Raw genomic sequence first — 18,704 nt, 5'->3', positions numbered from 1 at the left:
CGGCCCTCATCATTTCCGCTCTGCGCCGCGATGCGGCACCTGGATTCACCCTTGCGAACGCTGCTTGTGCTCCTCCCAACGCTCGCTCAACGCGCTGAGCGCCTTGTGCGCCTGCTGCCAGCGCTCGGAGTCGCGCAGTTCCTGACGGGTGAACTGACCGCGATGATATAACCGCTTCACCTTCTCTGCTTTGACCGGGGACAGGTTATCCAACACGCTGACCGCACCGGCGCGGTTGTTGCACACCAGGATCATGTCGCATCCGGCATCCAGCGCCGCCTGGCCGCGCTCGGCGTAGCTGCCCATAATGGCGGCGCCTTCCATCGACAGATCGTCGGAGAAGATCACGCCGTCGAAGCCCAGCTCCTGACGCAGGATCTGCTGCAGCCAGTAAGGCGAGCCGCTGGCCGGACGCGGATCCGCTTCAGTATAGATGACGTGGGCCGGCATGACGGCGTCCAGCAGCTGGCGGTTGATCAGCTCGCGGAAGATCGCCATGTCGTGCTCGCGGATCTGCGCTAGCGGCCGCGGATCGCGCGGGGTTTCCTTGTGCGAATCGGCGCTGACGGCGCCGTGCCCCGGGAAGTGTTTGCCGGTGGTTTTCATGCCGGCGCTGTGCATGCCGAGGATGAAGCGCTCCGCCATCGCCAGCGCCTGCGGCGGATCGCTGTGGAACGAACGCTCGCCGATCGCCGCGCTGCCGTGGCCGATGTCCAGCACCGGCGCGAAGCTGATGTCGATATCCTGCGCGATCATCTCCGCCGCCATCAGCCAGCCGGCCTCCTGCGCCAGACGGCCGCCTTCCTGCGCATCGTGCAACGCGGCGAACGACTGCGCCGCCGGCAAACGGGTGAAACCCTCGCGGAAGCGCTGCACGCGCCCGCCCTCTTGGTCTACCGCCACCACCAGCCGATCGTGCGAGGCGGCGCGGATCTGGCGCACCAGCTCACGCAGTTGCTCCGCATCGTGGAAGTTACGGGTAAACAGGATCAATCCGCCAACCAGCGGGTGTTTCAAAATCTCGCGTTCTTCTGCATCCAGCTCGTAGCCGGCGACATCTAGCATTACTGGGCCCACGGGCACCTCACTTCATTTTGTTCGTTCAGAATTCAGATGATGATAAACAGAATCGCCGGCGCACCGCAGCGCCCCAGCGCAAAAATTCAACGTCGCCGCTCTGCTGCCAGCGCACTTCAAACCACAGCAGCATCAGATAATCCATCCACGGCAGCCAACGGCGCACCTGCGCCTGCAACCGGGCGACGTCGCGATAGCCCTGATGCGCGTAATGCTGCAAAAAGCGCTGCTGCTGTTCGGCCGACCAGCCGTTGCTGCGAAACAGCGCGGCGATATCCAGCGCTATGTCGCCGTCGGCGGCATACTCCCAGTCGATCAGCCGCAGCTCTTCGCCGGTGGTGAGCAGATTGCCCGGATGGATATCCATGTGCAGCGGCGCCAGGCGCAGCGGCCGTGGCAAGGCGCTGCGTAAAAAATGACGCTGCAGGCGCAGCCAGGCGGGGGTTAAACGCCGCGTATCCAGCTGCTGCCAGTAGCGGAGGAATTGCCGCCGCAGATCCAGCCGGTAACCGCTGAGCGGCCGCCGATGCAGCGTCGCCACCATCGCCGCCAGCTCGCCGCGCTGATTCAGCGCGTCAAATTCGGCATTTGTGACGACGTCACCTTCAAGCCATTCGAGGATAAGCCACTGATTATTCTGTGCGAAAACCCGTGGCCCCAGCCCCGGCGCACAGCGACGCAGGACCTGCGCCTCCCGCCGCCTGCTCACGCCCAGCGCGCGTTTCTCCGCGCTATGTTGCCGCGCCAGCAGCGTGACGCCCGAGCCGTCGATGCGCCAGCTCTCGCCGGTCAGCCCCTGCACCGGGCTGAAATGACAACCGGCGGTATTCACCGCCGGCAGTCTGGTTTCCATCAATCGTCGCAGCGCGGCCTCAGCGTTTAACGGCGCCATTGCCCGACCAGACGATCTCGCCGGTTTGCACCAGCATCAGCTGCATATCCAACGCCGGAGACTTCACGTCGCCGCTGACGTCGCTGTACAACACGTACTGCGCGCCGACGATGCGCGCCAGGCCAATCGCCTTGCTGCGCGAACCGAAGCTGTCATCCGCCGACAGGCCCAGCGTTTGTCTGGCGCTGGTCAGCTTCGCTTCCGGCACCACGCTGAAAGTGGAGTTCGACGCCAACGCCTTATACAGTGCCGCGGTGGCTTTGCCCATCTGCAGCGAGCCGTTGGTGTTGTTCTTGACGCTGTCCAGCAGCAGCACGCTGCCGGCCGTGACGCCATCGGCCTTCAACATCTGCCCCACCAGCGGTTGAACGCTGCCCAGCCAGTCGAGCTGCTGGATTTTCGGTGGCTGCGGCACCGGCTCGGTAGTTGGCGGCTGCGGCTGCTCGATCGGCGGCGTCGGCTGATCCGGCTCGACGGTGACCGGCGGCAACGGTTGTTCCGGCTCAGGCGGGCGCGACAGACAGCCGCTCAGGGTTAATGCGGCCAGCGCCACTAAGACGTACTTTTTCATGCTTTTTCTCCAAACCTGGCAAGCGCTTATAGGTACAGATACAGACGCGCGCTTTTAGCGTCCAGATTGCCGTTAATCGAGTAGATTTTGGCGTCCGAGTCGGGCGCCACCACGATCTCACGCGGTTTCTCGAAGGGGCGAATATCCAGCCCCTGCGCGTCGTACCAATAGAAACGGTAATGTACGGTGACCGGCGTCGGCTGACTGTTATTGAGCACCGAGGTTGCCATCACCCGCCCGGAAGCGTTCGAAATAGAGGGCGTGTCGGCCAGAATACCGGCGGTCAGCACCGAGGGATCCATCACCACCGTCTGCCCTTGGTTGACCGCGATGCCGGGCGGTGAGCTGCATCCCATCAACAACGCGGCGGGCAGCGCCAACGCCATCAGACCACGCAGAGTTTTTTTACCGCGCATGATTTCCTCGCTTAACGTGACAGCAGCGGCCCCAGCGAGCGGCCACCGACCAGGTGCATATGAATATGATAGACCTCCTGACCGGCGTGGCGGTTGCAGTTGACGATCAGGCGGTAGCCGTCCTCGGCGATGCCTTCCTGTTCGGCGATTTTCGCCGCGGCGGTGATCATGCGGCCCAGCGCGGCTTCGTGCTCCACGGTCACGTCGTTGACGGTTGGGATCAGCACGTTGGGAACGATCAGCACATGGGTGGGCGCCTGGGGGGAGATGTCACGGAAAGCGGTCACCAGTTCATCCTGGTAAACCACATCAGCAGGGATTTCGCGGCGGATAATTTTACTGAAAATCGTTTCTTCGGCCATCTGGCGTTCCTTGTTTTACACAATTAGCTGTACGCAGTATGAGTGACAAATTCTACTGCTTTCAACCTGATTGCGCACTTTCCACGTCGAGTGCTGCAGATTCGCGCAGCCCGGCCCCCCCGCTTGTGCATCTTTTCACTTTGGTTATTCACTATTGTTGCTTTACTTGCCCGGCGCCGCCGCCAATAGTAACTCCATGATTAACAAAGGATAGAGGGCGTTATGTTACCGAGAATTTCGGCGCTGTGCGCGCTGTTGCTGAGCGCCGCCGTGCAGGCGGCCACGACGGGCGGTATCGACCTGCAGGCTAACCGACAGCCGATACACGCAGAGAAGAATCCCGCCGCTATCGCGCTGATCCCGGCGAACTTTCACTTCGCAGTGCCAGGCAAGCTGACGGTGGCGGTGGCATTCGAGAACTCCCCGCCGCTGGCGCTGTTCGCCGAAGACAATAAAACGCTGATCGGCAGCGATCCGGACATCGCCCGCCTGGTGGCGGATAGCCTCGGACTGGAGCTGAATCTGGTGCCCACCTCCTGGGAAGATTGGCCGCTGGGCATCAGCACGGGCAAATACGATGCGGCAATCTTCAACATCGCCGTCACCAAACAGCGTAAAACCAAATTCGACTTCGCCACCTACCGGGTAGACACGCTGGGCTTTTACGTCAAATCCACCAGCCACATCACCGCGATCAACCGGCCGCAGGACGTCGCCGGTCTGCGGATTATCGTCGGATCCGGCACCAATCAGGAAAACATTCTGCTGGGATGGGATAAGCAAAATCGCGCCGCCGGGCTGCCACCGGTACAGCCGATCTACGTGACCGACGACGCCGCCACCAACCTGAGCATTCAGTCCGGGCGCGCCGATGCGTTCTTCGGCCCCCACTCCACCGGCGCCTACAAGGCGGCGCTGACCGGCAAAACCAAAATGGTCGGCATCGGCCCCAGCGTAGCCTATGTCGCGGTCACCACCAAAAAAGGCAACGGGCTGGTGAACGCCGTCAACGCCGCGATCAATGGCGCGATCGTCAGCGGCGAATACGCGCAGGTGCTGGAACGCTGGGGCGAAGGCGACGAAAAGGTCGAGCGTTCAACCATCAACCCGCCGGGCATCGGCGACTAGCCGCCGATCAGCTGCGGCGCATGCCGACGCATCCACTCGGCCAGCGAGTCCAGCGTTGGCCGCAGCGATTTGCCCAGCGCGGTGACCTGATACTCCACCCGCGGCGGCACTTCGGGAAACACCTGCCGCGTCACCAGGCCGCGCTGTTCGAACAGCCGCAGCTGGCGCGTCAGCTCCTTCTGCGCAATGGGCGCCACCGCCCGCTGCAGCTCGCTGAATCGCACCGGGCCGTCGATCATGATCAGCCGGTACAAGATCGGTATCGCCCATTTGCCCGACACCAGATTGACGAAGTCCACCATCGGACAGGATTCGCCCGCCGTCGGCAACGCCGCCAAATTATTTTCCGCCGCTAAAGGCGCTTGCGCCGTCATTTCATCCCTCCTCGTCCTTTAGTATCCAAAAGGTGCCTACTATGCAAAAGGAACTATAGCGCAAATAATGCCGCAACAGACGCTAAAGAGGAATCGGTTATGTCACGACTGCAAGGCAAATACGCATTGATTACCGGCGGCACCAGCGGCATCGGGCTGGAAACCGCTCGCCAGTTCATCGCCGAGGGCGCTTTGGTTGCGATCACCGGCCGCAGCCAACGCGCCCTGGACGCGGCGGGCCAGGCATTGGCGGGCAAGGCGCTGTTGCTGCTGAGCGACGCCGGCGACATCCCACAGCAGCGCGCGCTGGCGCAGCAGTTGGAGCAGCGGTGGCCGCGGCTGGACGTGCTGTACGTTAACGCCGGCGACGTCACGCATCGCCCGCTGCAGGAGTGGGATGAGCAAAGCTATCAGCGGCTGATGGACATCAACCTGAAGGGGCCGTTCTTTCTGATCCAGGCGCTGCTGCCGCTGCTGGCCAACCCTTCTTCGGTGATCCTGTGCGGTTCGGTCAGCGCTCATATCGGCCTGCCGCAGAGCAGCGCCTACGCCGCCAGCAAAGCCGGTTTGTTATCGCTGGCCAGAACGCTCTCCGGCGAGCTGCACGCGCGCGGCATTCGTGTCAACGGCCTCAGCCCCGGCCCGACCGAAACCCCGGCATTGGGTAAACTGGGGTTGGCGGAAGCTGACGAGCGGGCCTTGCGCGACGATATCCGCGCGCTGGTGCCGATCGGCCGCATGGGCAGCGCGCTGGAGCTGGCCAAAGCGGCGGTGTTTCTGGCGGCGGACGAGTCGGCCTTTATGGTCGGCGCGGAGCTGCAAATGGACGGCGGCGTGGGGAATTTATAATTTAGCGACGCGGCCGCGCCCCGCGCGGCCCGCAAGATCACCCCAGTCCTGGGATATCGACGCCGAAAGTCTGCAGCAGCAACACCACGTTGAGCAGCACGATCACCACCGTGCCGACCACCGCCGCCAGACTGGTCCAGCGGCCGTTGGCGAACTCGCCCATGATGTCGCGGCGGCGGGTGAACATCACCAGCGCGATCATCGGCGCCGGCAGCGCCAGGCTCAATATCACCTGACTGTAGACCAGCGCGTCGGTGGCGTTGACGCCCATCGCCACCACGATAAACGCTGGCACCATGGTCACCAGGCGGCGCACCCACACCGGGATGCGGAAGCCGACAAAGCCCTGCATGATCATCTGCCCGGCCATGGTGCCCACCACCGAGCTGGAAATGCCGGAGGCGATCAGCGAAGCCAGGAAGATGCCGGCCGCCGCCGCGCCGAACAGTGGCGTCAGCGTATGGTAGGCAGTGCCGATTTCGGCCACGTCGCTGTTACCGGCGTGGAAGGCGCTCGAGGCCATGATCACCATCGCAATATTCACCAGCCCGGCAAGCGCCAGCGCGATCACCACTTCAATATTGGAAAAACGCAGCAGCTTGCGCCGCTCGCCGTTGTCGCTGGCGGGGCTGCGGTGCTGAGTCAATCCCGAGTGCAGGAAAATGGCGTGCGGCATCACGGTGGCGCCGATAATGCCGACGGCGATGGTCAGCGCCTGGGCATCCGGCAACTGCGGCGTCACCATGCCGAGGCCGGCCGCCTGCCAGTCCACCGGCACGATGAACATCTCCACCAGGTAGCACAGCGCGATGATGCCCACCAGGCCGCCAATCATCAGCTCGACCGGGCGGAAACCTTTCTTTTCCACCATCAACAGCGCATAAGTGATCACCGCCGTCACCCCCATCCCCGCCAGCAGCGGCATGTGGAACAGCAGCGCCAGCGCGATCGCCCCGCCGAGAAACTCCGCCAGATCGGTGGCCATCGCCGCCACTTCGCTGAGCAGCCACATGCCGATCACCACCGGCCGTGAGAACTGGTCGCGGCACATCTCCGCCAGATTGCGGTTGGTGACGATGCCCAGTTTGGCCGACAGCGCCTGGAACAGCATGGCGATCAGGTTGGCCATCACCACCACCCACAGCAGGCTGTAGCCGTATTTCGCCCCGGCCTGAATGTTGGTGGCGAAATTACCGGGATCCATATAGGCGATAGAGGCAATCACCGCCGGGCCGGCGAACAGCAACGGCGTGAAGGCGCCGCGCTTGCGTCCGGCAAGGGCGGCACCAATCGCGATGTTGGTCCGTTCGGTTAACGATGGGGTGGTTGCCGCGTCACGCATGAATTACCCTCAATCTTTTACTGGTTATTTTTCCACCGGTCATGCTGACAATGTAGCATCGGCTACACTTTATGCAACAGGCGAAATTCATGGGCTTTGTGTAGAGATATTTCTAACTACCACAATGCGTGGCATCGAATTGATAATGTGTGCTATTTGGACTAACTTAGGGCAACACTCCCCGCATTGCCGGGAGACGCCATTTTTATGCTTACAGGACGCCCCACGCTATGGTTACCCGCGCGCCAGATAACGCCGACCGCTCCGCCCTGACCGACATGCCGGACGAGGCCGAGCACGCCCTGCGTTTTAGCCGCGCCCGCGAAGCGCAGTCCAATGCGCTGATCGAAGATTACGTTGAGCTGATCGCCGATTTGCTGCAAAGCACCCGCGAAGCCAGAACCACCGATATCGCGCGCCGTTTCGGCGTGTCTCACCCGACGGCGATCAAAAATATCGCGCGGCTAAAAAGCGCTGGGCTGGTGGAATCGCGCCCTTATCGCGGGGTGTTTTTAACCGAGGAAGGCGAGCAGCTGGCGCAGAAGGTGCGCCGCCGCCACCGCATCGTGGTCGATCTGCTGATGTGCCTCGGGGTGCCGAGCGAAACCGCCGAGCTGGACAGCGAAGGGATTGAACACCATATCTCGGACGAAACGCTGGCGGTGTTCGAGCATTACCTGCAAAAGCACGCCAAACCCTGAGCCCCGGAGCGCCGATGAGCTACGCCGTGCAGCAAAGTCATGATCTGCGCCTGGTGGTTTTCGCCGAGGCCGGGCCGATGTTGAAAGACGAAAACGACGTCAGCCTGTTTATCGCGCCCGCCTTTGAACACGAGGCCGGGATGATTGCCCTCCCCGTCAACCGCCTCGACGCCGCCTTCTTCCAGCTGAGGAGCGGCGTGGCCGGCGCCGTATTGCAGAAATTCATCAACTACCGCCTGCGCGTGGCGCTGCTGGGCGATATCACTTCCTGGCTGGCACAAAGCAACGCGCTACAAGATTTTGTGCGTGAAGCCAATCGCGGCGAACAGGTCTGGTTCCTCCCTTCTCTCGCTGAACTAAATCAGCGCCTTGGCGCCTGACGACGGGCAATAAAAAAGGGAGGCTTTCGCCTCCCTTGGTAACTCCCCTGCCTGAATCAGTGATTACGGATGTATTCGTCCATATCGGTTTTCAGGTTGTCGGACTTGGTGCCGAAGATGGCCTGCACGCCGGAGCCAGCGACGACTACGCCGGCTGCGCCCAGTTTCTTCAGGCCCGCCTGGTCAACTTTGGACACGTCGGCCACGCTGACGCGCAGACGGGTGATGCAAGCATCCAGGTTAGTGATGTTTTCTTTGCCGCCGAAGGCCTGAACCAGCGCCGCGGACATTTCGGAACCGCCCTGCGCAGACTGCTCGGCAGCGGTGTCTTCACGGCCCGGCGTTTTCAGATCCAGCTTGGCGATCAGCACGCGGAAGATGGTGTAGTACACCAGACCGTAGACGATGCCGACGATTGGGAACAGCCAGATTTTGCTGCTATTGCCGCTCAGTACGATAAAGTCGATCAGGCCGTGCGAGAAGCTGGTGCCGTCACGCATGCCCAACAGGATGCAGATTGGGAACGCCAGACCGGCCAGGATAGCGTGGATCACGTACAGGATCGGCGCGACGAACATGAAGGAGAACTCGATCGGCTCGGTGATACCGGTCAGGAACGAGGTCAACGCGGCGGAGATCATGATGCCGCCGACTTTCGCGCGGTTTTCCGGCTTGGCCGAGTGCCAGATGGCGATGGCCGCAGCAGGCAGACCGTACATTTTGAACAGGAAGCCGCCGGACAGTTTGCCCGCGGTTGGGTCACCCGCCATATAGCGAGGGATGTCACCGTGGAACACCTGGCCCGCCGCGTTGGTGAATTCACCAATCTGCATTTGGAACGGTACGTTCCAGATGTGGTGCAGACCGAACGGCACCAGAGCACGCTCAACCACGCCGTAAATGCCGAAGGCTACAACCGGGTTCTGGTAAGCCGCCCATTGCGAGAAGGTCTGGATAGCCGTACCGATCGGCGGCCAGATGAAGGACAGCACTACGCCCAGAACGATCGCCGCCAGACCGGAAATGATCGGCACGAAACGCTTACCGGCAAAGAAGCCCAGGTATTCCGGCAGTTGAATGCGGAAGAAGCGGTTGAACATATAGGCCGCGATGGCGCCGGAGATAATCCCCCCGAGCACGCCGGTATCCGCCAGGTGTTTGGCCGCAATCTCTTCAGCCGGCAGGTGCAGCACCAGCGGCGCAACCACCGCCATGGTTTTCACCATGATGCCGTAGGCCACCACCGCCGCCAGCGCGGAAACGCCGTCGTTGTTGGTGAAGCCCAAGGCGACGCCGATGGCGAAAATCAGCGGCATGTTGGCGAAGACCGAACCGCCCGCTTCCGCCATCACGTGGGAGACTACCGCAGGTAGCCAGCTAAAGTTGGCGGAGCCGACGCCCAGCAGGATACCTGCGATAGGCAACACGGACACCGGCAGCATTAGCGATTTACCTACTTTTTGCAGGTTTGCAAATGCGTTCTTGAACATAGTTGAGTGTGCTCCTGAGTAATAATGCTTTGCTACTTCTTGTCGCGATACGTCGCGCTGCAAGGGGGGGAGAAAAACCCCTGCAATTCAGGGTGTCTGAGCACCCCTTGAATTTATTACGCAGAGTAAAATAAATAGCCTGCGCAATGTTTGATGACAATCACGTTTCGATGATCGAGCCGCGGCAACTTTGCATAAACCGGCGTTTTTTTGACAAAACAGAGCAAAAAACGCGCACCAACCACCTTGAAACGGGAGGGAACCTTACCCGTTTCAGTGATTAATTACGAGCTTAAAAAAAATTACGCAGACAATGACCTACAGCTATAGCCTAGGTCAAAGATCACAGATCGAGGTGAAATAAGCGTGAAAAGTTGGCGGTGGTGGCTTCGGCCAGCTGTTCCAGGCTAACGCCCTTCAATACCGCCATGTATTCAGCCACATCGCGCACATAGGCGGGTTGGTTTTCTTTGCCGCGATGCGGCACCGGCGCCAGGTAAGGCGAGTCGGTTTCCACCAGAATGCGATCCAGCGGCACGTAACGTGCCACTTCGCGCAGCTGTTCAGCATTGCGGAAGGTCACGATGCCGGAGAAAGAGATGTAGAAGCCCAGATCCAGCAAGGCTTCGGCCGTGGCCAGATCTTCGGTGAAGCAGTGCAGCACGCCGCCGCAGTCCTGTGCATTCTCTTCACGCAGGATCGCCAGCGTGTCCGCGCGCGCGTCGCGGGTGTGGACGATCACCGGCTTGTTCAGATCCCGGCCGATACGGATATGCTCGCGGAAAGAGTCCTGTTGCAGCTCAAGATTATCCTTCTGGTAGAAGTAATCGAGCCCGGTCTCCCCCAGCGCCACCACCTGCTTCGCCGCCGCCAGGCGACGCAGCTCGGCGTAATCATAGCCCTCTTCCAGATTGAGCGGATGCACCCCGCACGAGAAGGCCACGTCGTTACGCTCGCCGATCAGTTCGGTCATGGAACGGTAGCCCGGCAACGTGGTGGCGACCGCCAGCACATAGCCGACGTCGCGCGCTTTGGCCTTGGCCAGCGCGTCGTCCACATTCTGGTGCAGCGTCTGATAATCCAGACTGTCAAGGTGGCAATGAGAATCGACTAACAACATAATTTTTAACTCTTTAACTTTACAGCGAGTGAGGGTGGGAATCGCCGGCGGCGCCGAGCATCTGTTCCCAGCGAAGTAACTGTTCGGTCAGCAGCAGCTCGCGGTTAACGCCCACCACGCTGAGCAGTTGGTGACGGCAGTTCAGCCACTGCTGCACGATCTGCTGCAGCGAGGCGCTGCTCAGCAGGCTGGCCAGCTGATGCACCAGCGGTTGCTGATCCTGATTCAATACATAGTGATGCGCGCCTTGCTGCCACTTCATGGCGTCCACCAGCAGCGCGCACAGCCAGTGCAGGCGCTCAGCGACATCTTCATGGTTCAGCACCGGCAGCAGCGACAGCATATCGCGCTGCGGCAGCGCGGCGCTCAACGCGGCGCACAGCGCGCTGCGCTGCTGCCACTGCTGCGGCTGCAACAGCTGTTCGGCGGCCAGCGGCGCGCCGTCGTGCAGGCGCAGCGCCGTGAGGCGGTCCGTCTGAGAGCCGGCCGCCTGTCGGCCCAGCCACTGCAGGCTGAGCTGCTCCTCCGGGCTGGCCAAATGCCAGTACAGGCAGCGGCTGCGCAGCGTCGCCATCAGCCGCGACGGCTCACGGCAACCCAGCAGGAAATAGGTTTTCTCCGGCGGCTCTTCCAGCGTTTTAAGCAGCGCGTTGGCCGCCGCCTCGGTCAGCTGTTCCGCCTGCGGCAGCCAAATCACCTTGGCGCCGCCCTGCTGCGCGTGGGCATACAGCGTTTCAATCACCTGGCGGATCGGTTCGATGCCCAGGCTGCTCTTGCCCTTTTCCGGCGCCAGCACGTGATAATCCGGGTGGTTGCCCGCCAGCATCAGCCGACAGCTGTGACACTCGCCGCAGCTTTTTTCACCGTTGCGCTGTTGGCAGATCAACCAACGGCTCAGGCCATAGGTCAGCGCATCGTCACCGTTGCCCGGCGCCGCGTGCAGCAGCAGCGCATGATGGCCTCGGCCCTCGGCGTACTGCCCAATCAGCTGGCGATAAGGGCCATTCAGCCACGGATACCAGTTCATTATGCGCCTTCCTGCTGCCGCAACCAGTGGCCGACGCAGTCGCGGATCGCCGCCGTCACCTGCTCCAGCGGCTGGGCAGCGTTAACGGTGACGATGGTTTCATCCTGCGCCGCCAGCTCGAGATAGCGCGCGCGGGTGCGTTCGAAGAACGGCAGCGCCTCCTGTTCAATGCGATCCAGCTGGCCGCGCGCCTGTGCGCGTTGCAGGCCGACCAGCGGCGGCAGATCGAGATAAACCGTCAGATCCGGGCGGAAATCCCCCAGCACGGTGTCGCGCAGCGAGGCCATCAGCTGCGGATCTACGCCACGGCCACCGCCCTGGTAAGCCTGTGAAGAGAGATCGTGGCGATCGCCCACCACCCAGGCGCCGCGCGCCAGAGCCGGTTTAATCACGGTTTCCACCAGCTGCACGCGCGCGGCGTACAGCATCAATACTTCGGCCTTGATGGTCGGCAATTCGCCGTCGATGCCGCGCTTGAACAGATCGCGCAGTTTCTCCGCCAGCGGCGTGCCGCCGGGTTCACGGGTGAAGACGATGTCGCTGACGCCGTGTTCGCGCAACACATTGACCACCGTATCGCGCGCGGTGGTCTTGCCCGCGCCTTCCAGCCCTTCGATAACAACGAATTTACTTTTCATTCTTTTCCTTTAACGCCTGACGGTACACGCGCACCGCCTGGTTATGGCTCGCCAGATTGGTGGTGAAGGTATGCCCACCCTTGCCGTCGGCGACAAAATAGAGATATGGCGTTTTGGCCGGATTGGCGGCCGCCTGCAACGAGGCCTCACCCGGCATGGCGATCGGCGTTGGCGGCAGGCCGGCGATCACATAGGTGTTGTAAGGCGTCGGCGTCTCCAGATCCTTGCGCGTGATGTTGCCATTATAGCTTTCGCCCATGCCGTAGATCACCGTCGGATCGGTCTGCAGACGCATGCCGATGCGCAAGCGGTTGACGAACACCGACGCCACCTTGCTGCGCTCTTCCGGCACCGCGGTCTCTTTCTCGACGATCGAAGCCATGGTCAGCAGCTCCTCCGGCGTTTTGTACGGCAGGCTGGCGTCGCGGCCGGCCCAGGCGGCCTGCAGCGCTTTGTTCATGCGCACGTGCGCGCGTTTGAGCAGCGCGATGTCGCTCATGCCGGCGGTATACTGATAGGTATCCGGGTACAAATGCCCTTCCGGGGTTTCGCCCGCAGGAATGCCGAGCGCAGCGGCGATCTCCGCTTCGCTCTTGCCCGCCAGGGTGTGTTTCAGGTATTTGGACTGCTGCAACACCTGCTGCCAGTCACGCAGGCGTGAGCCTTCGATAAAGCGTGCGGTGAACTGTGCCTCTTTGCCGCTGGCCAACAGTTTCAGCATCTGACGCACCGTCATGCCCGGCGTGAACCGGTAGGTACCGGCTTTAAATTCCGCCAGCTCCGGCTCCAGCTTCAGCAGCCACTGGAACCAGCGGCCATTGTGCACCAATTTGTCGCGCACCAGTAACCCTTCGAGCGCTACCCGGCCAGTGCCGGCCGGCAGTTTGAAGATGGTCTCTTGCTGGATGGCCAGCGGCGTATCGGCAAAGCGTTCGATCTTCTGATAGCCCCAAAACAGCAGCGCCAATGCCAGAACAACAATAACAGACAGGACCTTCAGCTTTCTTTTCTTCATCAATTAGCCATGGTTAACAGTGTGGACGCAAAAAATCATACAGCTGACGCGAAGCATAACGCCATGATTGTGCAGCGTTTACCGGCAGCAACGGCATCAGTGCATTGCTCACCAGAACTTCGTCGGCATCGGCCAGCGTCTCCAGCGGTTCACTGACGCAATGCAGACGGTATTCCGAGCCCGCCAGCAGCGCGATCACTCGCCGCCGCATCAGGCCCGCGACGCCTGCCTGGCTCAGATCCGGGGTAAATACCGCTTTTCCCTTACGCCAGAACAAATTAGCCGCACAGCATTCCACCAGCATACCGGCAGTGTCAAGCACCAGCGCCTCGTCGGCGCCCGTCTGGTCAAGATGCGCGCGGATCAGCACCTGCTCCAGGCGGTTCAAATGCTTCAACCCCGCCAGCAGCGGATTGCGCGCCAGCGCCACCGGGCTGAGCGCAAGCGTAATGCCCTGCTCGCGCCACTGCAAATAGTGCGCAGGGTAGCTGCTGCGGGCAACAATGCGCGTCGGGTTCTCGCACCCGGTCGGGCTGTAACCCCGCCCACCGCTGCCGCGCGTCAGTATCGCTTTGACCACGCCGAGCGGAATTGATTCGGCCGCCAGCGCCATCTCGCGCTCGAAAGCCGCCCAATCGGTGGCGGGCAGCATCAGCCTCTGCGCCGCTTGCTTCAGCCGCTCCAGATGCCAGGGCAAAAGCTCGATTTTACCGTCGATAACCCGGGCAGTCGTAAAACAGCCATCGCCGAACTGCAGGCCGCGATCGCTCGGCGCCAGCGCGTCGTGGCGTTGTCCGTTAATCCAGTACATGCTTCCTCCTGTTGCCGGGTTATTTCATTACGCTCGCAGAATAGCAGGCGGCGAGGCAATACGCAGCCCTGCTGACGGCCGGACGCCAGGCGTAAAAAAGCCCGGTTAAAAAACCGGGCTTTCATCAGCGTTCGACAGCGCGAGTTACACTCGGCGGAAGATCAGCGAGCCGTTGGTGCCGCCGAAGCCGAAGGAGTTACACAGGGTGTACTCCATATCGCTGACCTGGCGCGCTTCGTGAGGCACGAAGTCCAGATCGCAACCTTCATCCGGGTTATCCAGGTTGATGGTTGGCGGTACCGCCTGATCGCGCAGCGCCAGCACGGTGAAGATGGACTCGATCGCGCCTGCCGCACCCAACAGGTGGCCGGTCATCGATTTGGTCGAGCTCACCAGCACACGCTCTGCATCGGCGCCGAACACGGATTTCACCGCCTGCGCTTCCGCCTGGTCGCCCGCCGGCGTAGAGGTGCCATGTGCGTTGATGTAACCGATTTGTGACGGGGTCACACCGGCGTCAAGCAGGGCATTTTCCATCGCCAGCGCAGCGCCTGCGCCGTTTTCCGGTGGTGACGTCATGTGATAAGCATCGCTGCTCATCCCAAAGCCCACCACTTCGGCGTAGATTTTCGCGCCGCGTTTTTTCGCATGTTCGTACTCTTCGAGCACCATCATGCCAGCGCCGTCGCCCAGCACGAAGCCGTCACGGTCTTTATCCCACGGACGGCTCGCCGCCTGCGGATTGTCATTACGGGTGGACAGGGCGCGCGCTGCGCCAAAGCCGCCGACGCCCAATGGGGTGCTGGCTTTCTCTGCCCCACCGGCCAGCATCACGTCCGCATCATTGTAGGCAATGATACGCGCCGCATGGCCGATATTGTGCACACCTGAAGTACAGGCGGTGGCGATAGAGATGCTTGGACCACGCATGCCGTACATGATTGTCAGGTGGCCTGCAATCATATTCACGATGGTGGATGGCACGAAGAACGGACTGATTTTCCGTGGGCCACCGTTAACCAGTGAACTGTGGTTTTCTTCAATCAAACCCAGGCCGCCGATGCCGGAACCGATCGCGGCTCCAATGCGGGTGGCGTTAGCCTCGGTGATGTCCAGACCTGCATCCTGCATGGCTTGCATGCCGGCAGCGATACCGTACTGGATAAAGGCGTCCATCTTGCGCGCATCTTTGCGAGAGATGAAATCCTCAGAATTAAAATTCTTTACCAGGCCAGCAAACTTGGTCGCATAGGCAGTGGTATCGAAATGGTCGATCAGGCTGATGCCACTCTGACCGGCAAGAAGAGCGTTCCACGTGGACTCTACCGTATTGCCGACAGGAGACAACATGCCCAGTCCGGTCACAACTACTCGACGCTTAGACACGTTTGTCCTCCAGGGAGGGAAAAATATGACACTAGGGATAGAAAAAACTTAGGCGGTCGAACGACCGCCTAGATATGTTCTCTTACTGCTGGCTAGCGTTGATGAAATCAATAGCTGCCTGAACAGTAGTGATCTTCTCAGCTTCTTCGTCTGGAATCTCGGTGTCGAATTCTTCTTCCAGTGCCATTACCAGCTCAACGGTGTCAAGAGAATCAGCGCCCAGATCTTCAACGAAAGAAGCGTTGTTCAAAACTTCTTCCTGTTTAACACCCAGTTGCTCAACAATGATTTTCTTAACGCGTTCTTCGATAGTGCTCATACTCTTAAATTTCCTATCAAAACTCGCTTTCGCGATGGTTTTCGTAGTGTATAAAATGCTGAAAAAGATGCAACTAAATCCCGGCTGGTCAAACCACGATTTTACGCTATTTTGCGGTTTTTGCCTCAAATAACGCAAATGGTTTTCGCATTTTTTAAATCATGTACATGCCGCCATTGACATGTAACGTTTCACCGGTGATATAGCCGGCCTCATCAGAGGCCAAAAATGCAACAGCGCTGGCGATTTCTTTAGCATCGCCCAGCCGGTTGGCTGGAACTGATGACAAAATGCCTGCGCGTTGATCATCTGTCAACGCCCGTGTCATGTCCGTCTCAATAAAGCCAGGTGCCACGACGTTGACCGTAATGCCACGCGAAGCAACTTCACGTGCCAAAGATTTGCTAAAACCAATCAGACCGGCTTTAGCCGCCGCGTAGTTCGCCTGCCCTGCGTTCCCCATGGTACCGACAACGGAACCGATGGTGATGATACGGCCAAACCGCTTTTTCATCATAGCGCGCATTACCGCTTTTGACAGGCGGAATACGGAAGTCAGGTTGGTGTCGAGGATATCCTCCCACTCATCATCCTTCATACGCATCAGCAGGTTATCACGCGTGATGCCGGCATTATTCACTAAAATGTCGATTTCGCCAAATTCGGCGCGAATCGATGCCAACACGCTGTCGATAGATTGCGCATCAACAACGTTCAACATAAACCCTTTGCCGTTTGCGCCCAGGTAGCCGCTGATCGCCTCAGCGCCGCTCTCGCTGGTCGCGGTGCCGATCACTTTGGCGCCGCGTGCCACAAACGTTTCTGCAATGGCTCGGCCAATACCGCGGCTCGCGCCGGTGACCAGAACGATTTTACCTTCGAAGCTCATCATTTTCCTCTTTATTGTTCAAGCGCCGCCGACAGGCTGGCGGTGTCGTTCACCGCCGCAGCCGTCAGGGTGTCAACAATACGTTTAGTCAGACCGGTCAGCACTTTGCCCGGCCCCACTTCCAGCAGCGACGTCACTCCCTGTGCTGCGATAAATTCTACGCTCTCGGTCCAACGCACCGGGCTGTAAAGCTGACGCACCAGCGCGCTGCGGATCGCTTCAGGATCGTTTTCGGTGCGTACGTCGACGTTGTTCACCACCGGCACCTGAGGCGCGTTGAAGGTGATGTCCCGCAGCGCCACGGCCAGCTTGTCGGCGGCCGGTTTCATCAGCGCGCAGTGCGAAGGCACGCTCACCGGCAGCGGCAGCGCACGTTTGGCGCCCGCGGCTTTACAGGCGGCGCCCGCACGTTCAACCGCTTCTTTGTTGCCGGCGATGACCACCTGGCCCGGCGAGTTGAAGTTGACCGGAGAAACCACCTGCCCCTGCGCGGACTCTTCACACGCCTTGGCGATCGCGTCGTTGTCCAGACCGATGATGGCGTACATCGCGCCGGTGCCTTCCGGCACCGCTTCCTGCATCAGCTTGCCGCGCAGCTCGACCAGACGGATCGCCGCCTTGAAGTCCAGCACGCCGGCGCAGACCAGCGCCGAGTACTCGCCCAGGCTGTGGCCCGCCATCAGCGCAGGCGCTTTACCGCCCTGCTGCTGCCACACGCGGAAAATCGCCACCGAAGCGGCCAACAGAGCCGGTTGGGTCTGCCAGGTTTTGTTCAGTTCTTCCGCCGGACCTTGCTGCACCAGCTGCCACAGGTCGTAACCCAGGGAGGAAGAAGCCTCGCCGAAGGTTTCTTCGACGATCGGGAACTGTGCGGCCAACTCGGCCAGCATGCCAACGGTCTGCGACCCCTGGCCCGGGAAAACAAAAGCAAATTGCGTCATTTTTTCTTCCTGTCCAAATCAGAAACGAACCAGCGCCGAGCCCCAGGTAAAGCCGCCGCCGAAAGCTTCCAACAGCACCAGTTGACCACGCTGAATTCGCCCGTCGCGCACGGCTTCGTCCAGTGCGGAAGGCACCGAGGCGGCAGAGGTGTTGCCATGACGATCGAGCGTCACCACCACTTTGTCCATCCCCATGCCCAGTTTTTTCGCCGTTGCGCTGATGATGCGCAGGTTGGCCTGGTGCGGCACCAGCCAATCCAGCTCGCTGCGATCCATGTTGTTGGCCTGCAGCGTCTCGTCGACGATGCGCGCCAGCTCGGTGACCGCAACCTTGAAGACTTCGTTGCCCGCCATGGTGACATAGGCCGGCTTGTCTTGATTCTGACGATCCTTGTAAGGCAGCGTCAGCAGGTTGCCGTAGCTGCCGTCGGCATGCAGATGGGTAGACAGAATGCCCGGCTCTTCAGACGCCCCCAGCACCACCGCCCCTGCGCCATCACCAAACAGAATGATGGTGCCGCGATCTTCAGGATCCAGCGTGCGCGACAAGACGTCCGCGCCAATAACCAGCGCATGTTTGACCGCGCCGTTTTTCACGTACTGATCGGCCACGCTGAGCGCATAAGTAAAGCCGGCGCAGGCCGCAGCCAGATCGAACGCCGCGCAGTCTTTGATGCCCAGCATTTGCTGCACCAGGCACGCCGCGCTCGGGAACGCGTGAGTGGTCGTGGTGGTCGCCACGATGATAAGCCCAATGTCTTCTTTAGCCACACCTGCCATTTCCAGCGCGTTCTCAGCGGCCTGGAAGCTCATCGTCGCAACGGTTTCATCCGCGGCGGCGATGCGACGTTCGCGGATACCGGTACGCGTGACGATCCACTCGTCAGAGGTATCCACCATTTTTTCCAAATCAGCATTGGTGCGCACTTGTACGGGCAAATAACTCCCCGTACCGAGAATCTTTGTATACATGTAC

At 60.6% G+C, this 18,704-nt stretch carries 22 protein-coding genes; 4 read left to right on the top strand and 18 right to left on the bottom strand.

Features of this window, described 5'->3' with window-relative positions:
• Nucleotides 1-45: 45 nt before the first annotated feature.
• From nagZ to hinT, 5 genes are read right to left on the bottom strand one after another with little or no spacing between them, the layout of a single operon-like run.
• On the bottom strand, nucleotides 46-1,065 hold the full coding sequence (nagZ, locus tag WFM45_RS05280; RefSeq protein WP_021504926.1) for a beta-N-acetylhexosaminidase: 1,020 nt from the start codon (nucleotides 1,063-1,065) through the stop codon (nucleotides 46-48).
• A 37-nt stretch (nucleotides 1,066-1,102) separates the two neighbouring features.
• A complete protein-coding gene (thiK, locus tag WFM45_RS05275) occupies nucleotides 1,103-1,969 on the bottom strand; it encodes a thiamine kinase (RefSeq protein WP_336954872.1) in 867 nt (288 codons plus the stop codon).
• Complete coding sequence (gene lpoB, locus WFM45_RS05270; protein ID WP_033633345.1) at nucleotides 1,950-2,540, bottom strand: penicillin-binding protein activator LpoB; 591 nt, start codon at nucleotides 2,538-2,540, stop codon at nucleotides 1,950-1,952. Before lpoB ends, thiK begins: the two co-directional genes overlap by 20 nt.
• A gap of 26 nt (nucleotides 2,541-2,566) precedes the next feature.
• Nucleotides 2,567-2,956 carry a YcfL family protein gene (locus WFM45_RS05265; protein ID WP_015377465.1) on the bottom strand — a complete coding sequence of 130 codons (390 nt, stop codon included), beginning with the start codon at nucleotides 2,954-2,956 and terminating at the stop codon, nucleotides 2,567-2,569.
• Between the two features lie 11 nt (nucleotides 2,957-2,967).
• The gene (gene hinT, locus WFM45_RS05260) at nucleotides 2,968-3,318 is read right to left on the bottom strand and encodes a purine nucleoside phosphoramidase (RefSeq protein WP_004928776.1); all 351 of its coding nucleotides are present in this window, start codon (nucleotides 3,316-3,318) and stop codon (nucleotides 2,968-2,970) included.
• 222 nt (nucleotides 3,319-3,540) lie between these two features.
• On the opposite strand from hinT, the gene WFM45_RS05255 reads away from it, so the two are divergent.
• Nucleotides 3,541-4,446 (top strand): transporter substrate-binding domain-containing protein, encoded by a 906-nt coding sequence (locus WFM45_RS05255; RefSeq protein ID WP_160125366.1) that lies wholly within the window; start codon nucleotides 3,541-3,543, stop codon nucleotides 4,444-4,446.
• On the opposite strand, the gene WFM45_RS05250 is transcribed toward WFM45_RS05255, so the two are convergent.
• Nucleotides 4,443-4,820, bottom strand: a complete 378-nt coding sequence (locus WFM45_RS05250) for a winged helix-turn-helix transcriptional regulator (protein ID WP_085336347.1) — start codon at nucleotides 4,818-4,820, stop codon at nucleotides 4,443-4,445. The genes WFM45_RS05255 and WFM45_RS05250 overlap by 4 nt on opposite strands.
• A 99-nt stretch (nucleotides 4,821-4,919) precedes the next feature.
• Between WFM45_RS05250 and WFM45_RS05245 the strand changes: the two genes are divergently transcribed.
• A complete protein-coding gene (locus WFM45_RS05245; protein WP_242141509.1) occupies nucleotides 4,920-5,669 on the top strand; it encodes an SDR family oxidoreductase in 750 nt (249 codons plus the stop codon).
• Between the two features lie 37 nt (nucleotides 5,670-5,706).
• On the opposite strand, the gene WFM45_RS05240 is transcribed toward WFM45_RS05245, so the two are convergent.
• A complete protein-coding gene (locus tag WFM45_RS05240; RefSeq protein WP_060559212.1) occupies nucleotides 5,707-7,011 on the bottom strand; it encodes an Nramp family divalent metal transporter in 1,305 nt (434 codons plus the stop codon).
• A gap of 230 nt (nucleotides 7,012-7,241) precedes the next feature.
• Here WFM45_RS05240 and mntR point away from each other — a divergent pair, with 230 nt between their 5' ends.
• Both mntR and WFM45_RS05230 read left to right on the top strand, forming a co-directional pair.
• The gene (mntR, locus tag WFM45_RS05235) at nucleotides 7,242-7,712 is read left to right on the top strand and encodes a manganese-binding transcriptional regulator MntR (RefSeq protein ID WP_048322909.1); all 471 of its coding nucleotides are present in this window, start codon (nucleotides 7,242-7,244) and stop codon (nucleotides 7,710-7,712) included.
• Nucleotides 7,713-7,726: 14 nt separating this feature from the next.
• Complete coding sequence (locus WFM45_RS05230) at nucleotides 7,727-8,092, top strand: DUF4180 domain-containing protein (protein WP_336954871.1); 366 nt, start codon at nucleotides 7,727-7,729, stop codon at nucleotides 8,090-8,092.
• A gap of 56 nt (nucleotides 8,093-8,148) precedes the next feature.
• Here WFM45_RS05230 and ptsG read toward each other — a convergent pair whose 3' ends face one another.
• The 11 genes from ptsG to WFM45_RS05175 all read right to left on the bottom strand — a co-directional run bounded on the left by ptsG (nucleotide 8,149) and on the right by WFM45_RS05175 (nucleotide 18,700).
• Complete coding sequence (ptsG, locus tag WFM45_RS05225; RefSeq protein ID WP_015377458.1) at nucleotides 8,149-9,582, bottom strand: PTS glucose transporter subunit IIBC; 1,434 nt, start codon at nucleotides 9,580-9,582, stop codon at nucleotides 8,149-8,151.
• A gap of 343 nt (nucleotides 9,583-9,925) precedes the next feature.
• Complete coding sequence (locus WFM45_RS05220) at nucleotides 9,926-10,702, bottom strand: metal-dependent hydrolase (RefSeq protein ID WP_048322894.1); 777 nt, start codon at nucleotides 10,700-10,702, stop codon at nucleotides 9,926-9,928.
• Between the two features lie 19 nt (nucleotides 10,703-10,721).
• Nucleotides 10,722-11,729 (bottom strand): DNA polymerase III subunit delta', encoded by a 1,008-nt coding sequence (gene holB / locus WFM45_RS05215; RefSeq protein WP_311266307.1) that lies wholly within the window; start codon nucleotides 11,727-11,729, stop codon nucleotides 10,722-10,724.
• Nucleotides 11,729-12,367 (bottom strand): dTMP kinase, encoded by a 639-nt coding sequence (gene tmk, locus WFM45_RS05210; RefSeq protein WP_033633352.1) that lies wholly within the window; start codon nucleotides 12,365-12,367, stop codon nucleotides 11,729-11,731. The genes holB and tmk overlap by 1 nt, the downstream gene beginning before the upstream one ends.
• Complete coding sequence (gene mltG / locus WFM45_RS05205) at nucleotides 12,357-13,382, bottom strand: endolytic transglycosylase MltG (protein WP_082996849.1); 1,026 nt, start codon at nucleotides 13,380-13,382, stop codon at nucleotides 12,357-12,359. Before mltG ends, tmk begins: the two co-directional genes overlap by 11 nt.
• 13 nt (nucleotides 13,383-13,395) lie before the next feature.
• On the bottom strand, nucleotides 13,396-14,193 hold the full coding sequence (gene pabC / locus WFM45_RS05200) for an aminodeoxychorismate lyase (protein ID WP_033633354.1): 798 nt from the start codon (nucleotides 14,191-14,193) through the stop codon (nucleotides 13,396-13,398).
• Nucleotides 14,194-14,337: 144 nt separating this feature from the next.
• Nucleotides 14,338-15,579, bottom strand: coding sequence for a beta-ketoacyl-ACP synthase II (fabF, locus tag WFM45_RS05195; RefSeq protein ID WP_004928734.1), 1,242 nt, complete (start codon nucleotides 15,577-15,579; stop codon nucleotides 14,338-14,340).
• Nucleotides 15,580-15,661: 82 nt separating this feature from the next.
• A complete protein-coding gene (acpP, locus tag WFM45_RS05190) occupies nucleotides 15,662-15,898 on the bottom strand; it encodes an acyl carrier protein (RefSeq protein WP_004719003.1) in 237 nt (78 codons plus the stop codon).
• A gap of 154 nt (nucleotides 15,899-16,052) precedes the next feature.
• Nucleotides 16,053-16,787, bottom strand: a complete 735-nt coding sequence (gene fabG, locus WFM45_RS05185; protein ID WP_004928729.1) for a 3-oxoacyl-ACP reductase FabG — start codon at nucleotides 16,785-16,787, stop codon at nucleotides 16,053-16,055.
• 11 nt (nucleotides 16,788-16,798) lie between these two features.
• Nucleotides 16,799-17,728: an ACP S-malonyltransferase gene (gene fabD / locus WFM45_RS05180; RefSeq protein ID WP_336954870.1), complete on the bottom strand. Its 930-nt coding sequence runs from the start codon at nucleotides 17,726-17,728 to the stop codon at nucleotides 16,799-16,801.
• Nucleotides 17,729-17,746: 18 nt separating this feature from the next.
• Nucleotides 17,747-18,700: a beta-ketoacyl-ACP synthase III gene (locus WFM45_RS05175; protein ID WP_028128023.1), complete on the bottom strand. Its 954-nt coding sequence runs from the start codon at nucleotides 18,698-18,700 to the stop codon at nucleotides 17,747-17,749.
• Nucleotides 18,701-18,704: the final 4 nt, after the last annotated feature.

The organism is Serratia sp. KG1D, from assembly GCF_037150675.1.
Classification (GTDB): Bacteria; Pseudomonadota; Gammaproteobacteria; order Enterobacterales; family Enterobacteriaceae; genus Serratia; species Serratia nematodiphila.
This window is presented reverse-complemented; position numbering and strand designations above follow the sequence as displayed.